The organism is Frankia sp. AgB32, from assembly GCF_023243045.1.
In the GTDB taxonomy this organism is placed as follows: Bacteria; Actinomycetota; Actinomycetes; order Frankiales; family Frankiaceae; genus Frankia.
Genome location: NZ_JALKFX010000018.1, coordinates 21,176 through 39,463, shown reverse-complemented (window position 1 = coordinate 39,463; position 18,288 = coordinate 21,176). Strand labels below are relative to the sequence as shown.

The window sequence follows — 18,288 nt, the reverse complement described above, 5'->3', positions numbered from 1 at the left end:
CCCGGGCGGGCGCCCCCCCCCCCCCGCGCCCGGGCGGCCCCCCCGGGCCCCCCACGGTGGCCGGGACCGGGTCGCCGAACCAGTCGGCGTGGGACCGGCCGGCGAGACGTTGCAGCGTCTGCGCGCCGGCCGGGTCACTCGCGCTCAGGGTCGCCACGGCCTTCGCCGCGTCGCCGTTCGGGTCGACATAGAGGGTGGCCGAGGTGAACGGGTCGCCGCTGGCCGCGCCCGTCAATGCCGCCGGTGGTGCGGCCGCGCGCGGCGCGGCCGCGGTCGGCCCGCTGCTCGGGGCGGCCGGGGCCGGGCCGATGGGGGTGAGGGGCACGGTCGGCACGGTGACGGCGGTGAGCCCGGTGGCGTTCTTCGCGGCGGCCGGGCCGGTGGCACCGGCCGACGGCAACGTGAACACGCGAGTCGGGTCCGGGGCCGTGGCGGTGATCGTCCCGACGTCGGGGCGGCCTGCCGAGACGGTGCTCGCCCCGTCTGCGGACGCCTCGGTCGACGCGAGGAGGAACTGGTCCAGCCCGAATCCGACCACCGCCGCCAGGAGGGCGACCGGCAGGAGCAGGACGAGGAACCGCCGTCGGCCCGCGCTGGGCGAGCCCGCCCGGCGGACGGGACGGCGATGGCGCCGGTGGCTCGGGGTACTTGGCACGCGACCTCCGGTTACCCGCATATCGCGGGGCCATGATGCACCCGCGGGCCCCATGTCAGCCGAAGCATACCTAGATACGCCTAGTAATCAGTAAACGGGGAGGAAAGGGACCCTCATCCGGTCCACGGCGAGGCGCCGCGCGCGCCCGCGGCCACGCCTTCGCTCAGCCCACGCCGTTGCGCAGGAGGTCGGCCGCCGCCTGCGGCCACCAGCTTCCGGCCGACGGATTGTTGCGGCCGCATTCGCCGTCGCTCGCGCCGGGCGTCTTCACCCACAGGAACGCGTCGGCGTGGGGGTATCCCGTGTCAGTCGTCGGTGTCGTGCCGGTTCCCCGGCCCGGCGGATTGCACCAGGCGTCGGTCAGTCCGGTGGCCGGGCCGCGGCCGTTGCGGGAGGTGTCGACGATGTAGTGCGCGTCGCCGAGCAGCCCGGCCAGCACCTCCGCGCGGGCCACCTCGTCGGAGGTCCGGTAGTAGTTCGCCACGTTCACCGCGAAACCTCGCGCGTGCGCGACGCCGGCCGCGACCAGCCGGCGGGCCATCTCCGCCGGGGCGATCCAGCCGCAGTTCGTCCCGTCGAGATACACGCTGGTCCCCGGCAGCCCGGCGTAGACGTCCACCGCGTCGCGCAGCAGCGCGTACCGCTCGGTCGCCTGGTCGGCGGGCAGCTGGTCGATCTGGCCGAGCGAGTCGGGTTCGAGCACGATGACCGCCCGGGTGTCGCCGATGCCCGCCGCGACCTGGCGGGTGAACTGGCGGTACGCGTCGGCGCTGGAGAACCCGCCGGCGGAGTAGCCGGCGCCGACGTCGCGGTGCGGGATGCCGTAGACCATGAACACGGCGGTGGTGCCGCCGGCGCGGGCGGCGGCGGCCCGGCTGTGGACCTCGCCGGTGACGTCGGTGATCCAGTCGCCGACGGAGAAGGCGGTCGGCGTCCGCACCAGCGGGGCGATCGCGTCGGCGCCGGCCGGGTCGGCCGCTGCCTGCTGGGCGGCCTGACTGCGCGGATCGACCAGGAACGGCCCGCGCGGAGTACGGGTCCGCCCGACGCCGGTGTCCGCCGACACCGGCTGACCGTCGCCGGCGGCCACGCCGACGCCGGCCGGGCAGCGGGTCAGGTCGGGCGCGGCCACCGTGCGCGCGCTCGCCGTTCCGCGGTCGGCCGCCCCGCCGCCGCTGCTGCCGCCGATCCCGCAGCCGGCCAGCGCCGCCGCGACCGCGACCCCGACCGCGACCCCGCGGGCCGACCCGAACACCGACCGGCCCCGTCGACCCGGTTCCGGGCTCGACCGTGACCCGCCGCGCCGCCCGCGGCCGTGGCCCGGGGGCGTCGACGTGGACGTCGGCACGAAGGCACTCCTCTCGACGGTGACCTCGCCGACGTGGTGGGCTGCGCCCGGCGGCGCGGGACGCCGGCCCCGGCCGCAGCGGCGATCCGCGGCGCTACTGGGCCACCTGCACCCACGTCGCGACCGACGGCACGTTCGCCCCGTTGTCGACGAAGAGCATGTACCAGTCACCCGGAAGGACATTCGGGTTGGCCGGCACGCTCACCGTGACGGTACCGTTCGACTGCGCGGTGATCGGCAAGGCCACCGACCGTTGTTCCGTATCGGTGACGTGGGTGTACGCCCCGGGCCGGATCAGCCGCACCTTGCCGACCTGCTGCGAGGTCCTGAAGGAGATCGTGGTACCCCGGGTGACCGCGGTCGGCGCGCCCTGCACCACCGGGCGCGTACCCGCGTACAGGTACGGCGGGGAGTAGACCTCCACCCGGGTGTCGAACGTGTTGTCGTCGCTGAGCGGGTTCGAGCCGAACACCGCCACCCGGCCATCGGGCAGCAGCAGGTACTCGGAGTGGTAGTCGCGGCCCACGTGCGGGTCGGCCACCTGGCGGAACGTGTTCGTCACCGGGTTGTAGATCTCGGCGGTGAGCGTGTCCTTCGCGCGGTAACGACGGGAGCCGCCGGAGACGAGCACCGTGTCGTCGGGCAGCACCACCGCGCCCGGGTAACGCTTGGGCGAGCTGAGGTCCGGGCCGCGCACCCAGGCGGGAGCCGGTCTGGACAGGTCCACGATCGCGGTGCGGTCCGTGGCCACCTGGGTGTCGCCGACGCCACCGCCCCCGATGAACATCACCTTCTGGTCCTGGGCCGGGGCGAGCATGACCGTGCCGGCCGTCTCGTTGACCTCCGGTAGCGGCAGGCCGGGCACGGTCTGGAAGTTGTTGTTCGTCAGGTTCCACAGCCCGGACTGGCGGGCCGCCAGTGACGCCGGACCGTAGCCGGCGTTGGCGCCGGAGAAGAACAGCCGGCCGTCCGCGGCCAGCAGCAGCGACGGGTAGGTCGGGAACTCCTTGCGCAGGTCCGGATGCTCGATCCAGCTGGCGCTGGCGGCGCTGTAGGACTCGGTGTTGCCAGGGTCGATGTCGCCGTTCTCGTTGAGTCCGGAGACGGCGACGACCGCGCCGTTGGCCAGCGTGACCAACGTCGGGTACCAGCGGGCGTGCTGGAGGAAGCCGGTCCTGACGAACCGCTCGAGGATCGGGTCGAACAGGTAGGCGTCCTTGAGCCCCTTGTATTCCTTCTTTTTGCCGTCCGGTGAGTCCTGGGCGAGCACCTCGTACGCCTTGGTTCCGCCGGCGATGAGCAGTTCTCCGTTGGGCAGGAAGGCGTGCCCGGCGCAGAAGACGTCCCAGGGTGTGTAGATCTTCTGGAACGTGTTCGCGACCGGGTCCCACAGGACTGTTTCGAACCGCTTGGCGTCGAAGTTCTTCTTGTCGTTGCCGGAGCCCGCCATCAGCAGCACCTTGCCGGTGCGCAGCATCGCCGCGTGGATCGACCGCGAACCGCTGTCGGCGACGATGTCCCAGCGCCCGTTGGCCCGCATGTAGTCGGGCTTGTGGGACTGCCACTGGTCGTACTGGTCCGACGCCCAGGAGCCGACGTAGGGGAGGTTGCCCAGCAGGACGACCAGCACGATGATCGTGGCCTGCAGGATCCGTCGGCGCTGCCGGGACGGCGACGGCGTCGCCACCACCGGAGTCATCCGCGGGTCGTCGAGGTGCGCGGGACGGTCGACGACGGGCAGATCGGAGAACGTCGGCGAGTCGTCGCCCTGAGCGCGGCGCCCGTCCCGGCGTCGCGACGCGTCCCGATCGGGATCGGGATCGGAGCCGGATCCGGAGTCGGGACCTGAGCCGGGGTGGCGGGAGCTGTCGGCCATCAGCCGAGTTCCTCGAGCATGCCGTCGAGGGACACGCGGCGGCGGCGCGGGGTGAGCCGCATCGTCACGTCCTCGACGTAGACGGGCTGGTCACCCGGCGCGGCTCCGACACCGGCGAGCGCCTCGCGGCGCGGGGTCAACATGGTCTCGTGCTCCGCGTAGGCGGGCTCGCCCCCGACCGGTACGGGGTCGGCGGCACGCGTGGACTGGGGCTTGTCGTCGGGGTAGGCCGGCGGATCATCCGAGGGGGAGCGCGGCCCGCCTCGCGTGATCATCGTGTCCTGGTCGGCGCCGTCCCCCGTGTGGGCGCCGCCGGCCCGGGCCGCGGCGGCCGCGGCGGCCGGCGCGGACAGCAGCAGGGTCGGTCCGTCGACCCCCGCCGCGCCGGCCGGCACCTTCCCGCCGGCCGGCTTCCTTTCGCCGGCGGACTTCTTCTTCTCCCCGGCACTCCTCGCCTTCTCGGCGGCCGGCACTCGGTGCCCGGTCTGCGGGATCTGCGGGATCTGCGCCGGCAGGATGAGCATGGTGTCGGCATCGACGGACTCCCGCGCGGCGGTCACGAGTCCCTCGGGCAGTTCGACCGCCGCGGTGGCGGGCTGGGCGAAGGTCGCGGCGACGGTGGCCGGCACCTCCTCCGTGACGGGATCGGTACCTCTCGCGGCACCGACGGCAGGGGCGACGCCGGCGGTACTGCCCGCGGTGGTGGTCGCGGAGCGCCGGCCGACGGCGGGGGCGGCTGGGCGGCCGGTCTGCCCGGCGCGGCGCGGCGCCGGCACGTGGGCGGGCGGCAGCGGGTTCGGCGCCGCGGCGCGGCGCGGCGCGAGGACCGGTTCCAGGGCCCACAGCCCGATCGGCAGCAGACAGGTCACCAGCGACAGCGAGACCCAGACCATGTTCGCCGGATAGAGGTGGCCCAGGGCCGCGGCCGCGGCGATCGACCCGGCCGACCACGCCGCCCAGAACAGGTGCTTGCGGAAGGTCATCAGCCGGTCCGGGCTGGCCTGGTCGCCCTTCGGCGTGACGACGAACCCGAGCTTGCGCCGGAACACCGCCCCGACCAGTGCCGTCGAGTAGAACGGCGTGCACAGCACCGAGACGAAGATGCCGGACATGCCGGCGCTGCCCGGTTCCTCGTGCGGGCTGGTGTTGAACCGACGCAGCCAGAAGTACAGCAGCAGCCGGGCGGCGAACACGTCGAAGTACAGCGCGAGCCACGCCGAGACGTGCACGACGATCCCGGTCGACCCCAGCGCCATGTACGTCGTGGTGAGGATCATCCCGAGGATCCAGGTCAGGGCGACCGTCGGATAGTGCAGCATCAGCGTCGCGTAGTGCAGCCGCGGGCCCCAGTTGAGCCGGCGCATCCGCCGTGCCGCCTCGGTGACGAGGACCTCGTTGGCGCCGCGGGCCCAGCGCAGCTGCTGGCTGAAGAAGTCCGTCCAGGTCGCCGGGCCCTCGCCGACGGCGATGACGTCCGGGGTGTAGACGGACGTCCAGCGGTGGTTCGTGTTCGGGTTGCGGGCGCCGTGGACGGCGAACGACGTCGCGAGGTCCTCCGTGATGGAGTCCTGGAATCCGCCGATCTGCCGCCAGGTCTCCACCCGGTAGGCGTGGTTGGTGCCCACGAACATGCCGCAGGCGAACCGGTTCGCCGCCCGCTGCACCACCGAGTGGAACATGTAGTTCTGTGCCTCGGCACCGCGGGTGAGGTAGTGGCGGAAGTTTCCGTAAACCTGCGGTCCGACGACGAACGCCACGTTCGGGTCCCGAAAATATCCGAGCATTCGTTGCGCGAAGTTCGGCAGGGGAATGTGATCGGGATCCACGGAGATAACCACGTCGTAGGCGTCACCGTGGGCGTCGAGCCACGAGTTGTGATTACCGTGCTTCGTCTTCGCGCGGAACCGGCCACGGTCGGTGTTCCAGCGCTCGACGCCCTTGCGGGAGAAGTGGTTGACGCCGATCTCGACGCACATCGCGCGCACCGCCGGGTCATTGCCCTCGTCGAGCAGCCAGACGTCGATTTTCGAGTCGTGGCGGATGTTGCGGGCCGCGATCAGGGTGTCGCGGACGACGTCGATGGGTTCCTTCGACGGCACGATCGTCGTGGTGAACGCGACCCGCAGGCCGCGCGGCGGGGTGACCGGGATGGGGTTGCGCATGATGAACGCCGACCAGCACAGCGTCACCGAGTTCAGCAGGCGGATGCCCTCGGTCACGACGATCAGCCAGAACATCACGGCGTTGCCGACCTGGACGGCGGTCGGCAGGTACCGCGAGTGCGGGTAGTGCTGCGGCTGGATCAGCCAGACGAAGAACAGCGACGACAGTCCCACGGTGGCGAGCAGTTGTGGCAGCACCTGGTACAGGTGTCGCCCCACCATGATCTTGCGGTAGGCGACGTGGTACTCACCCTCGGCGGGTGGCTCCCCCAGGGGTCCGGCGAGCGTCGAGAACGACGCGTAGTCATAGGCCATGTCCGGCTCCGTCCCGCGTCGCGTCGACCGCACCAGCCGCGCCAGCCGTGGCCGCCACACCCGAAGCAGCACCGCTCGCCGCGACCCGGCGCGCGAGTACCAGCCAGCTCAGGGCCGTGGCGGCCATGACGACGCCGGCCGCCACGGTGACCCACAGCCACTCCCCCGCCGCCCCTGCCGTGACCGGTTCGTCGGTCTGGAAGGTTCCGATGCGCAACCGGCCGATCGTGTGCTCGAGCGGGTCCGCGGCGGAGATCCGGCTCAGCGCGAGCGCCGCGACGGCGACGCCCGCGGCGACCAGCGGCACCCCCAGCGCCGGGTGCCCGACGCGGCGGGCGAACCCGCACCCGACGATGGCGAGCACGACGACCGCGACGACCAGCGCGCCGGTGGGACGCAGGTCCCAGCCGGATCTGGTGACGACGAGCAGCGCCGCGCCGCGGTCGGACAGGGTCGCGCGCGCCCATGTCCGCGGCACGGCGAACGCCGCGACCAGCGCTGCCAGCGCGCACAGCACCAGCGCGCGATCCGCCCAGGGCGCGGCCGCGCGCAGCCGGGCACCGGCCCGCCCGGCCAGCCCGGCGCCCAGCGCTCCGTTCACCTCGACCACGAATCCCCTCCCACCGGGCAGGGCGCGCCGCCCGGCCGGCTGGCCGAGTCCGCGCGGCCGTGCCGCGACCCCACGCCACCCCCTGGCGCGGACAGGACTTCCCCGTGCAGACCGCGCCGCCACCACACCTGACGGACACGTGACGGCACGAAAATACCGTGCCAACCACACAGGATTACAGTTACGTGAGCGTTCCCCAGGAACACTGCGTGTACAGATTATGCGGACGCCAGCCAATACTCATCCGCTGGGGTGGGCGTCTCCGCTCCCGACCTCGCACCTCACGTGAGGGTTGCGCTGCCGCCGACCGGCCCGACGATAGGGCCCTGACCGTGGCGTTGTTCCGCGCGTTGTCGGTATGGTGGGCGGCCGGACGTCCGCCGGCGATCAGCCGCGGACGATGAGCACGATGGCCACCGTCACACCAAGCGTAATCACGGCCGCGCGCAAAGGCCCGGGGCGAAGCCGGCGGGCAATACGGGCGCCAGCAATGCCGCCGATCAGTGAGGTAACCACAAGAATGCCGGCGTAGCCCCAGGCCACTTTCGCGGTGACGAGAAACACGACGACGCCGACCGCGTTCACGCCGAAGGCGAGCAGCGTCTTGAGCGCGTTCGTGCGCTGAAGGTCGTCGGCCAGCAGGATACCGAGTACGCCCAGCAGCAGTACGCCCAGCCCGGCGCCGAAGTAGGAGCCGTACACACCGGCCAGCAGCACGCCGAGACGCGTCGGCCAGGTGACGACCTCTCCCCCAGCTCGTGGCGGGGGGGCGGGCGTCGTCCCGTCGGCCGGCGTCCCACCGGTCGCCGTGGCTCGACGCCGGGCGACCAGGGCGCCCAGGCGGGTCTGGGCCGCCAGCAGCAGACAGGAGGCGAGCACCAGGTAGGGGACGGCGGAACGAAAGCCCGCGGACGGGGTGGCCAGCAGCACCACGGCGCCGATGATGCCGCCGAGGACGACCGGCGGGCCGAGGACACGCAGACGCTCGACCTGGTCGGCGAGTTCACGGCGGTAGCCGAGGGCCCCGCCCGCGTAGCCGGTGAGCAGGCCGACGGAGGACGTGATGTTGGCCGTCAGGGCGGGCAGCCCGGTGACGAGCAGCGCCGGGAAGGCGATGAGGGTGCCGCCACCGGCAATCGCGTTGACGGCACCGGCGAGCAGGCCCGCCCCGCCGACAAGCGCGGCGTCAGCTGGCCCCACGTGCCCTCCTCGTCCCCCCGCCTACCCGCGGACCCGACGCCGCGACCAGCCCGACCCGCGCATGGGCGCGACGGTCTGCCCGAGCATCTAACCATTGGGTCAGACACGGGTGGAGATGTGACGTGGTCTGCGCCCGACCGGCCGCCGCCGGGACCCGGCGGCGGCTGCGCCGGCGCGCCCGTTCACGCGCCGGGTCGGCTCAGAGGTCGAACTCCTCCGGGTTGATCCCGACGGCGAAGCACGCCTCGCGCACGACGGCCTGCTCGGTCTTGTCGAACACCCCGTCGGCGCCGCCGATGACGATGCCGATCTGGATGACCGCACGGGCCTCCGCCGGCTTCTTCTTCGTCCTGCCGATGTCCTGCAGGACCGAGACCTTGCCGAACTCGAAGTCGGCCTGCAGCTTGCCCAGGTAGTCGTTGAAGCGGCGCTGCAGGTCGTCGGCGGGGAAGTTGTTGAGCACGTCGTTGGAAATGATCAGCGACGCGACCCGCTGGCGTTCGGCCGGGTCGACCGTGCCGTCCGCGGCCGCGACCAGCGCGCAGATCGCCATGCTCGCGTCCCGGAAGGCGCCGCTCTTCAGGTCGTTCTTCTTGGCGTTCAGCTGGCCCTGCATGGTCTGCGCGGACTGGCGCAGCTGGTTCCAGATGGGCACCTGTGCTCCCTTGCACGGCTGGGGGCCCGGACCCCGTTGGACCCGGGCCGACACCGCGTCCCACGGTGTCGGCGGCGAACGATTCACCAGGGTGAACGCACGATCCGGCACCGATGCTCCCACCGGGGGCGGCTCAGCGGGCGGTGGCGGCCGGGGGGCGCGCGGCGACCCGGTTGAGCCGGTCCACGGCGGCCTGCGCCGAACCGATGGTCGAGAAGTCGACCGCGACGAAGGTCGGGGTACGGCCCTGCTCGGTACGACAGCGGGCGGCGCGCTCGACGATGGTGTCCGCGGCGTTCGAGCTCAGGGCGGCCCGCCGGCTGGGCGCGGCCGCGGTCAGCCAGTGGTTCATCAGGAGCAGGTCGGCGCCGGCGGAACCCCGGTTGCGCGGGCACGACCGCAGGTCCTCGGGACGGTCGGCGTCGAACGGGGTGTCGGTGGCGTACCGGTAGAAGCCGCGCAGGAACGTCCCGGGCAGGTCTTGGCGCTCGGTGAAGACGACGAGGCGCCGCCCGGAGCTGATCATCGATCGTAGCGTCGGCCAGCGGCCGTGCGGGTCCTCGGGCGGGGTGAGGACCGTGTCGGCGAGGCCGGCGGCGGCCACCGCCCCGGCGATCTCGCTGGCCGACACGTCGTCCTCCTGGATGATCAGCGTGACGACCTCGGTGGGATTGCGAGCCATCCAGTCCCGGATCTGGCCGAGCTCGGCGGCGAAGTCGAGCGAGCCGAGCTGACAGACGTCATGGCACAGCCAGGTGCCGGGGCGCTGCGACACGGCCCCCTGGGTCAGCGGGGCGAGGGCGTCGCGGGTCGCCGGCGGCAACGTGTTCAGGTAGGTCTCGACCTGGGCCGCCGGCGTCCAGTGGTGGACGTCGAGCAGCAGCGCCCGCACCCCCAGGTCGAGCTGGTGGACGATCGTCGGATCCTGGGCGGGCCCGAGGAACTGGTCCTCGCTGTTCGCCATGGCGTTGTGGGTGGCGAGGTAGGTCACCTGGTCGTAGCGCCGGTCGCACAGCGACGGGCTGGACTCGCACAGCACGCGCGGCTCGGCGGCGGCGCCGGGGAAGGCCGTCCAGGTCACGGTGACCATGACCGGGACGGCGAGGACGAACGCGGTGGCGACCCGGCGGCGCCGCCCGGTCCGGCTCCACCGCGCGGACGCCGCCACCAGCAGCGACAGGCCGCCGACGACGATGGCGGCGACCAGCGTCCAGGCGACGATCCGCAGGTAGTCGCCTTCGATCGTGGCGTAGGCGTGCCCGGAGAAGTCGACCAGGACCCGGCTGGCGCCGGGCGGCAGCGGTGAACGGGGGCCGTCGAGCGACGTCAGCGGGTTGGGCAGGGTCAGGCGCAGGACGACGCCGAGGACCGCCGCGCCGAGGCCGGCCGCGAGGACCGCACCGGCGCCGGCCCGCACCCGCGACACCCCGCGCCGCCCGGCGAGCACCACGATCCCGGCCAACGCGCCCGCCATGACCAGGCCGAGCAGGATCGTCACCCACCACAGGGCCGCGCAGACGTCGTGCAGGCGGTCGACGGCGCGGATAGCCGGTTCCCCACGCAGGTCCGAAAGGCGCAGCCCGAGGTCGAGGGTGGAGCCGTGCAGCGAGGTCCGCAGCCGGGCGGTGGCCCGCTCGTCGCCCTGGAAGATCTGCGGGCCGATCAGGGCGAGCGCGCCGGCGATGTTTCCGGAGCGCAGCATGGCCCGCAGCTCGGGTTCCACCCTGGTCCGGGTGGCCGGGTCGACCCGGTCGAGCACCAGGGGCAGCAGCCGGTCGGTGTCCTGCGCGGTCAGCTCGATCGTCGGCAGCGACTTCGGCACCCGGCCCGCGCTGATGTCGTCGATCGCGCTGAGCACCCCGTGGGTGAAGTCCTGCACGGAGGTGACCCGGTAGGTCGTGCCGGCGCCGAGCTCGCCGGCGATGTAGCGGTTGGCCAGCCCGGAGATGTTGCCGAAGATCGGCTGGAGGTCGACGGCCAGCTCGACGTCATCGGTGCGGGCCCGCAGGTAGTCGACGATGCGGGTGATCTGCTCGTCGGTCAGCTCCTGGACGGTCGCCGGCGGCAGGACCGTGCGCAGGTTGGCGGTCACCAGGGTGGAGTCGATCGGCAGGCCGGCGAGCAGGGTGTCGACCGCCGGGTCGGGCAGGACCTCGGTGTACACCCGGTCGTAGGCGTGCGCCCGGTTCAGCGACTGCGAGTAGAACGACGGGTTGAGCACCGTCCGCGACGCCGTGAGGATCACGACGAGCGGCAGCCAGCAGAGCACGACGACGGCCACCAGCGCCATGTACGCGAGGCGGCTGCGGCCGTCGTTTCGCTCATCCACGCTGTCTACCCACCGCGCCCAGGATATCGCGCGGGCAAACCGGTCACGCCTGGCCGGGGTCTCCCCCGGTTCAGCCGCGCAGGGGAAGCTCCGGGTGGGCCACGGCGGCGAGGGTCTGCTCGATCCGGGCGGCGACCTCGTCGGGGCTGCCGGTGCCGTCGACCGTGTACAGCAGGCCGAGGTCGCCGTAGTGCGCGCGCAGCGGGGCGGTCTCCTGTGCGAAGACGCTCATCCGCCGGCGCGCGGTGTCCTCGGCGTCGTCGAGACGGTCCTCGGTGTGGGCCCGGCGGCGGATGCGGTCGAGCACCTCGTCGACGTCCACGTCGAGGTCGACGACCGCGTCGAGCGGCCCGCAGCTCGCCGTCAGCATCCGGTCGAGGGCCTCGGCCTGCGCCAGGGTGCGGGGGAAGCCGTCGAAGAGGAACCCGGCGGCGCAGTCCACCCCCTCGGCGAGGCGGTCGGCGACCATGTCGAGGACGATCTCGTCGGGCACGAGCTCACCGGCCCGCACGTACCGCTCGGCGCGGCGCCCGAGGTCGGTGCCCGCGGAGATCTGCCGGTCGAACAACTGGCCGGTGGAGATCGACGGGATACCGTGCCGGGCGCTGATCCGAGCGCCCTGCGTTCCCTTGCCGGAGCCCGGGGGGCCGAGCAGCACGAGCCTCATGGGTCAGGACGGTACCGCCACCAGTACCGATCCCCACAGCCGATCTCGGTCAATCAGGGCACATCCGATCGGGAGCAAGCCAGATCACAGTGATTTGTCACGCGGCGCGCACGTTCGAACCACTCATCCGGACAGCCCCCGATCGGGTTCCCCAGCCGCCCGCCGCTCAGCGACGGGTCGGGGTGATCGGGTCCGGCAGATCGGTGCGGCCCATCAGGCGCCGGTCGACCGCCGCGGCCGCCGAGCGGCCCTCCGAGATCGCCCAGACGATCAGGGACTGGCCGCGGCCCATGTCACCGGCGACGAACACGCCGGGCACGGAGGTCTCCCAGCCGGCGTCGCGGGCCACGTTGCCCCGCCCGTCGAGCTCGACGCCGAGGTCGGTGAGCAGGCCGGGGCGCTGCGGGCCGGTGAAGCCCATCGCCAGCAGCACCAGCTCGCAGGGCAGCTCGACGTCGGTGCCCTCGACCTTCTCGAACCGTCCCTCGACGAAGCGCACCTCGTGCATGCGCAGCGCCCGCACGTTGCCGTCGTCGCCGCCGAGGAAGCGCTCGGTGGACACGGCGAACACCCGCTCGCCGCCCTCCTCGTGCGCGCTGGACACCCGGTAGAGGATCGGGAACGACGGCCACGGGTTCGCCGGCGCCCGCAGCTCCGGCGGCCGCGGCATGATCTCCAGCTGGTGCACCGACACCGCGCCCTGGCGGTGCGAGGTGCCCAGGCAGTCCGCGCCGGTGTCGCCGCCGCCGATGATGACGACCCGCTTGCCCGCCGCCGTGATCGGCGGCTCGGCCAGGTCGGCCGCGACCACCCGGTTCGCCGGCTCCAGGAACTCCATCGCCAGGTGGATGCCGCCGAGCTCGCGCCCGGGCACCGGCAGGTCGCGCCCGACGGTCGACCCGCCGGCGAGGACCACCGCGTCGTAGGAGGACCGCAGCTCGTCCGCGGTGATGTCCACCCCGACATTGCAGGACGTCACGAACGACGTGCCCTCCGCCTCCATCTGGGCGAGGCGCCGGTCGAGGACGGCCTTCTCCATCTTGAACTCGGGGATGCCGTAGCGCAGCAGCCCGCCAGCGCGGTCGGCCCGCTCGTAGACGACCACGTCGTGGCCGGCGCGGGTGAGCTGCTGGGCGGCGGCGAGCCCGGCGGGCCCCGAGCCGACGACCGCGACCCGGCGGCCGGTGTGCACCGACGGCGGCACCGGGACGACGGTCCCGTCCGCCCAGGCCCGGTCGATGATGCTGACCTCGACCTGCTTGATCGTCACCGGGTCGTCACCGATACCGAGCACGCAGGCGGCCTCGCACGGCGCCGGGCACAGCCGCCCGGTGAACTCGGGGAAGTTGTTCGTCGCGTGCAGCCGCTCGATGGCGTCGGCCCAGTCCCCGCGCCTGGTCAGATCGTTCCACTCGGGGATGATGTTCCCCAGCGGGCAGCCGTTGTGGCAGAACGGGATGCCGCAGTCCATGCACCGGGCGGCCTGCGCGCGCAGGTCCGCCTCCGGGAAGGGCTGGTAGACCTCCTGCCAGTCCTGGATGCGGACGTCCACCGGCCGCCGCGTCGGCAGCGCCCGGCCATGCTTGAGGAAGCCAGTCGGGTCAGCCATGCCACTCCTGTCGGGAACGTGCGGTCCGTGCCGTCGACGCGGTCTGTGCCGTTGATGCGGTCTGTGCCGTTGATGCGGTCAGAGCCGTCGTCGATGTGGCCGGGACCGTCGGTGCGGTCGGGGCGCTCGGTGCCGGGCGGTCAGCCACGGGTCGACGCCATAATCTCTTCCTCGACGACGAGGCCCTGCTCCTCGGCCCGGCGCATCGCCGCCAGCACCCGCTTGTAGTCGCGCGGCATCACCTTGCGGAACGACCCGCGGGCGTTCTCCCAGTCGGCGTACAGGCGGGCGGCCACCGTCGATCCGGTCTCCCGGCGGTGCCGGACGAGCAGGTCGCGCACGATCGTCTCGTCGGCGGCGTCGAGCTCGTCGACGTCGACCATCTCGCGGTTGATCCGCGCCTCGACCGGCTCGTACAGGTAGGCCGCGCCACCGCTCATCCCGGCGGCGAAGTTGCGCCCGATCGGCCCGAGCACCAGCACGGTGCCGCCGGTCATGTACTCGCAGCCGTGGTCACCGACGCCCTCGACGACCGCGGTCGCGCCGGAGTTGCGCACGCAGAACCGCTCGCCGACGATGCCGCGGAAGAACGCCTCGCCGGCGGTCGCGCCGTAGAGCAGGACGTTGCCGGCGACGATGTTCTCCTCGGCGCGCAGCGGCGACTCCTTCGGCGGGAAGACGAAGATCTTGCCGCCGGACAGGCCCTTGCCGGTGTAGTCGTTCGCGTCGCCTTCGAGGGTCAGGGTCATGCCACGGGGAACGAACGCGCCGAAGCTCTGCCCGGCGGAGCCGGTGAACCGCAGCTGGATCGTGTCGTCGGGCAGTCCCGCGGCACCGAAGCGCTTCGTCACCTCGTAGCCGAGCATCGTGCCGACCGTGCGGTTGACGTTGCGGATCGGCATCTCCAGCCACACCGGGCGGCCATCGTCGAGCGCGCCCTCGCAGAGCTGGATGAGCGAGTTGTCCAGCGCCTTGTCCAGCCCGTGGTCCTGGCTGGAGGTGCAGTGCAGCGAGCCGCCGAAGGGCCGCTCGGGAATGTGCAGCAGCGGAGTGATGTCCAGCCCGGAGGCCTTCCAGTGCTCGATCGCCCCGCGGGCGTCGAGCAGGTCCACCCGGCCGACCGCCTCCTGCAGGGTGCGGAAGCCCAGCGCCGCGAGGTAGGTGCGGACCTCCTCGGCGATGTAGGTGAAGAACGCCTCGACGAACTCGGGTTTGCCGGTGAAGCGCTCCCGCAGTACGGGGTTCTGGGTGGCGACGCCGACCGGGCAGGTGTCGAGGTGGCAGACGCGCATCATCACGCAGCCGGCGACGACCAGCGGCGCGGTGGCGAAGCCGAACTCCTCGGCGCCGAGCAGCGCGCCGACGATCACGTCGCGGCCGGTCTTGAGCTGGCCGTCGACCTGCACGACGATCCGGTCGCGCAGCCCGTTGAGCAGCAGCGTCTGCTGCGTCTCGGCGAGCCCGAGCTCCCAGGGGGCGCCGGCGTGCTTGAGCGAGGTGAGCGGGGAGGCGCCGGTGCCGCCGTCATGCCCGGAGATCAGCACCACGTCGGCGTGCGCCTTGGAGACGCCGGCGGCGACCGTGCCGACGCCGACCTCCGCGACCAGCTTGACGTGCACCCGGGCCTTCGGGTTGGCGTTCTTCAGGTCGTGGATGAGCTGGGCGAGGTCCTCGATCGAGTAGATGTCGTGGTGCGGCGGCGGGGAGATCAGGCCGACACCCGGGGTGGAGTGCCGCGTCTTCGCGATCCACGGGTAGACCTTGTGGCCGGGCAGCTGGCCGCCCTCGCCGGGCTTCGCGCCCTGCGCCATCTTGATCTGGATGTCGTCGGCGTTGGTCAGGTAGTCGCTGGTCACGCCGAACCGGCCGGAGGCGACCTGCTTGACGGCGCTGCGGCGCAGGTCCCCGTTCTCGTCGGGGACGAAGCGGCGGGCGTCCTCGCCGCCCTCGCCGGTGTTCGACTTCGCGCCGAGGCGGTTCATCGCGATGGCGAGGGTCTCGTGCGCCTCGGCGCTGATCGAACCGTAGGACATCGCGCCGGTGGCGAACCGCTTGACGATCTCCGAGACCGGTTCGACCTCCTCGATCGGCACCGGCGGGCGCACGCCGGCGCGCAGGTCGAACAGGCCGCGCAGGGTCGAGTTCTCCCGGGACAGGGCGTCGACCTTGCCGGTGTACTGCTGGAACACGTCGTACTGGCGGGTCCGGGTGGCGTGCTGGAGCAGGAAGACGGTCTCCGGGTCGAACAGGTGGATCTCGCCCTCGCGGCGCCACTGGTACTCGCCGCCGACCTCCAGCCCGCGGTGGGCGAGCTCGGAGGCGACCCGCGGGTGGGCGCGGCGGTGCCGGGCGGCGACCTCGTCGGCGATCACGTCGAGGCCGACGCCGTCGAGGCGCGACGGGGTGCCGACGAAGTAGGAGTCGACGAACTCCTGGGCTAGGCCGATCGCCTCGAAGACCTGCGCGCCGGTGTAGCTGGCGACGGTGGAGATGCCCATCTTGGACATCACCTTGAGCACGCCCTTGCCGAGCGCCTTGATCAGGTTCTTCTCGGCCTGCTCCCGGGTCACCCCGGTGACCTCGCCCTCGTCGATGAGGGTGTCGACCGACTCGAACGCCAGGTACGGGTTGACCGCCGCCGCGCCGTAGCCGGTGAGCAGGGCGATGTGGTGCACCTCGCGGGCGTCGCCGCACTCGACGATGAGCCCGACCTTCGTCCGGGTCCGCTCCCGGATCAGGTGGTGGTGCACCGCGGCGGTGAGCAGCAGCGACGGGATCGGTGCCTTGCGCTCGTCGGAGTCGCGGTCGGAGAGCACGACGACGCGGGCGCCGTCGGCGATGGCCTCGCTGACCCCCTCGCAGATCTCCGCCAGCCGGGCCGCGAGCGCCTCTCCCCCGCCGTCGACGTCGTAGAGGCCGCTGACGGTCACCGAGGCGAAGCCCGGCATGTCACCGTCATCGTTGATCCCGATGATCTTCGCGAGCTGGACGCTGCTGATCACCGGGTAGGGCAGGTGCACCATCCGGCACGACGCCGGGGACGGCGCGAGCAGGTTGCCCTCCGGGCCCAGGGTGCGCCCCAGGCTGGTGACCAGCTCCTCCCGGATCGCGTCCAGCGGCGGGTTGGTGACCTGGGCGAACAGCTGGGTGAAGTAGTCGAACAGCAGCCGGGGCCGCGACGAGAGCACCGCGACGGGCGTGTCCGTGCCCATCGAGCCGATCGGCTCGGCGCCGGCCTGGGCCATCGGCGCGACGAGGACGCGCAGCTCCTCCTCGGTGTAGCCGAAGACCTGCTGGCGGCGCAGGACGGAGGAGTGCCCGTAGATGATGTGCTCGCGCTCGGGCAGGTCGTCGAGCGAGATCAGCCCGGCGTGCAGCCACTCCGCGTAGGGCGCGGCGGTCGCGAGCTCGTTCTTGATCTCCTCGTCGCTGACGATGCGGCCCTGGGCGGTGTCGACGAGGAACATCCGGCCCGGCTGCAGCCGGCCCTTGCGCACGATCTTGTGCGGCGGGATGTCCAGCACGCCGACCTCGGAGGCCATCACGACCAGGCCGTCGTCGGTCTCCCAGTACCGGGACGGGCGCAGGCCGTTGCGGTCGAGGACCGCGCCGATGATCGTGCCGTCGGTGAACGCGATCGACGCCGGGCCGTCCCACGGCTCCATCAGCGTCGAGTGGAACTCGTAGAAGGCGCGCCGGGCCGGATCCATCTCGGCGTGGTTCTCCCACGCCTCCGGGATCATCATCAGCACCGCGTGCGGCAGGCTGCGTCCGCCGAGGTGCAGCAGCTCCAGTACCTCGTCGAAGCTCGCCGAGTCGCTCGCGCCGTCCGCGCAGATCGGGAACAACCGGGACAGATCGCCGGGAATCAGGTCGCTGGCCAGCAGCGCCTCGCGGGCACGCATCCAGTTGCGGTTGCCGCGGACGGTGTTGATCTCGCCGTTGTGCGCGACGAACCGGTACGGGTGGGCCAGCGGCCAGCTCGGGAAGGTGTTCGTCGAGAACCGGCTGTGCACGAGCGCGATGGCGCTGGCGAAACGCGGGTCGTCCAGATCCGGGAAGTACGCCGAGAGCTGGTGGGTGGTCAGCATCCCCTTGTAGACCAGGGTGCGCGAGGACAGCGACGCCATGTAGACGCCGGTCTCCCGGCGGATCCGCTTGCGCACGCAGAACGCGCGGCGCTCCAGGTTGGCCACGTCGAACTCGGCGTCGTCCGTCGCGGACCCCACCGGCACCTCACCGGGAACGGTGAGGAAGAGCTGCCGCATCCGCGGCTCCACCTCGCGGGCGGAATGCCCGACGATGTGGCTGACCGTCGGCACCTCGCGCCAGCCGAGCACCCGCAGGCCCTCCTGCCGGACGATGCGGCTGATCAGCCGAACCGCGTCGTCACGCTCGCCGGCGACCTGCGGGAGGAACGCGATACCCACCGCGTAGCGCCCGGCCGGGGGGAGGGCGAAGTCGACCACGTCGCGCAGGAACAGATCCGGAACCTGGACCAGGATGCCGGCTCCGTCGCCGGTGTCCGGATCGCTGCCGGAGGCGCCCCGATGGTCGAGGTTACGCAGCACGGTCAGGCCATGGTCGACCAGTTCGTGGGTGCGACGGCCGTGCACGTCGACAACGAAGCCGACACCGCAGCCATCGTGTTCGAAGGTGGGGTCGTAGAGACCTTGCGCACTCGGCATCCGGCGAAGTCCTGTCCGTCTTCAGGGGCTGAAGGTGAAGCGGACGACGCTGTCCGAGGTGGAACGGCGGCACGACGGCGCTGGCCCAGCGGCCCGGGTGCCTTCAGTCGAGTGTGCCACGCGCCGCGTCGATACGCCTTGATCATATATGTCCACGAGGTCACAGCCGTATAA

The 18,288-nt window shown here is 72.3% G+C and carries 10 protein-coding genes and 1 pseudogene; all 11 read right to left on the bottom strand.

The window, feature by feature from the left end:
* A pseudogene (locus MXD60_RS08105) lies at positions 1 to 655 on the bottom strand (hypothetical protein); the annotation flags it as partial.
* 163 nt (positions 656 to 818) lie between these two features.
* The gene (locus tag MXD60_RS08100; RefSeq protein ID WP_248818372.1) at positions 819 to 1,910 is read right to left on the bottom strand and encodes a glycoside hydrolase family 6 protein; all 1,092 of its coding nucleotides are present in this window, start codon (positions 1,908 to 1,910) and stop codon (positions 819 to 821) included.
* Between the two features lie 187 nt (positions 1,911 to 2,097).
* On the bottom strand, positions 2,098 to 3,879 hold the full coding sequence (locus MXD60_RS08095; protein WP_248818371.1) for a galactose oxidase-like domain-containing protein: 1,782 nt from the start codon (positions 3,877 to 3,879) through the stop codon (positions 2,098 to 2,100).
* Positions 3,879 to 6,356: a glycosyltransferase family 2 protein gene (locus MXD60_RS08090; RefSeq protein WP_248818370.1), complete on the bottom strand. Its 2,478-nt coding sequence runs from the start codon at positions 6,354 to 6,356 to the stop codon at positions 3,879 to 3,881. Before MXD60_RS08090 ends, MXD60_RS08095 begins: the two co-directional genes overlap by 1 nt.
* Complete coding sequence (locus MXD60_RS08085; RefSeq protein ID WP_248818369.1) at positions 6,346 to 6,966, bottom strand: hypothetical protein; 621 nt, start codon at positions 6,964 to 6,966, stop codon at positions 6,346 to 6,348. Before MXD60_RS08085 ends, MXD60_RS08090 begins: the two co-directional genes overlap by 11 nt.
* Positions 6,967 to 7,353: 387 nt before the next feature.
* Positions 7,354 to 8,166 carry a sulfite exporter TauE/SafE family protein gene (locus MXD60_RS08080; protein WP_248818368.1) on the bottom strand — a complete coding sequence of 271 codons (813 nt, stop codon included), beginning with the start codon at positions 8,164 to 8,166 and terminating at the stop codon, positions 7,354 to 7,356.
* A gap of 199 nt (positions 8,167 to 8,365) precedes the next feature.
* Positions 8,366 to 8,821, bottom strand: coding sequence for a tellurite resistance TerB family protein (locus MXD60_RS08075; RefSeq protein WP_248818367.1), 456 nt, complete (start codon positions 8,819 to 8,821; stop codon positions 8,366 to 8,368).
* A gap of 133 nt (positions 8,822 to 8,954) precedes the next feature.
* Positions 8,955 to 11,111 (bottom strand): phosphoinositide-specific phospholipase C-related protein, encoded by a 2,157-nt coding sequence (locus MXD60_RS08070; RefSeq protein ID WP_248818397.1) that lies wholly within the window; start codon positions 11,109 to 11,111, stop codon positions 8,955 to 8,957.
* A 109-nt stretch (positions 11,112 to 11,220) separates the two neighbouring features.
* The gene (locus tag MXD60_RS08065) at positions 11,221 to 11,817 is read right to left on the bottom strand and encodes an adenylate kinase (RefSeq protein WP_248818366.1); all 597 of its coding nucleotides are present in this window, start codon (positions 11,815 to 11,817) and stop codon (positions 11,221 to 11,223) included.
* A gap of 166 nt (positions 11,818 to 11,983) precedes the next feature.
* Positions 11,984 to 13,426: a glutamate synthase subunit beta gene (locus tag MXD60_RS08060; protein WP_248818365.1), complete on the bottom strand. Its 1,443-nt coding sequence runs from the start codon at positions 13,424 to 13,426 to the stop codon at positions 11,984 to 11,986.
* Between the two features lie 140 nt (positions 13,427 to 13,566).
* The gene (gene gltB / locus MXD60_RS08055; protein ID WP_248818364.1) at positions 13,567 to 18,114 is read right to left on the bottom strand and encodes a glutamate synthase large subunit; all 4,548 of its coding nucleotides are present in this window, start codon (positions 18,112 to 18,114) and stop codon (positions 13,567 to 13,569) included.
* Positions 18,115 to 18,288 lie beyond the last annotated feature (174 nt).

Excerpts from the sequence above, each read along its gene's own strand:
- MXD60_RS08060 (WP_248818365.1), bottom strand. The coding sequence starts at position 13,426 with ATGGCTGACCCGACTGGCTTCCTCAAGCATGGCCGGGCGCTGCCGACG.
- gltB (WP_248818364.1), bottom strand. The coding sequence starts at position 18,114 with ATGCCGAGTGCGCAAGGTCTCTACGACCCCACCTTCGAACACGATGGC.
- MXD60_RS08065 (WP_248818366.1), bottom strand. The coding sequence starts at position 11,817 with ATGAGGCTCGTGCTGCTCGGCCCCCCGGGCTCCGGCAAGGGAACGCAG.
- MXD60_RS08095 (WP_248818371.1), bottom strand. The coding sequence starts at position 3,879 with ATGGCCGACAGCTCCCGCCACCCCGGCTCAGGTCCCGACTCCGGATCC.
- MXD60_RS08090 (WP_248818370.1), bottom strand. The coding sequence starts at position 6,356 with ATGGCCTATGACTACGCGTCGTTCTCGACGCTCGCCGGACCCCTGGGG.
- MXD60_RS08070 (WP_248818397.1), bottom strand. The coding sequence starts at position 11,111 with ATGGCGCTGGTGGCCGTCGTCGTGCTCTGCTGGCTGCCGCTCGTCGTG.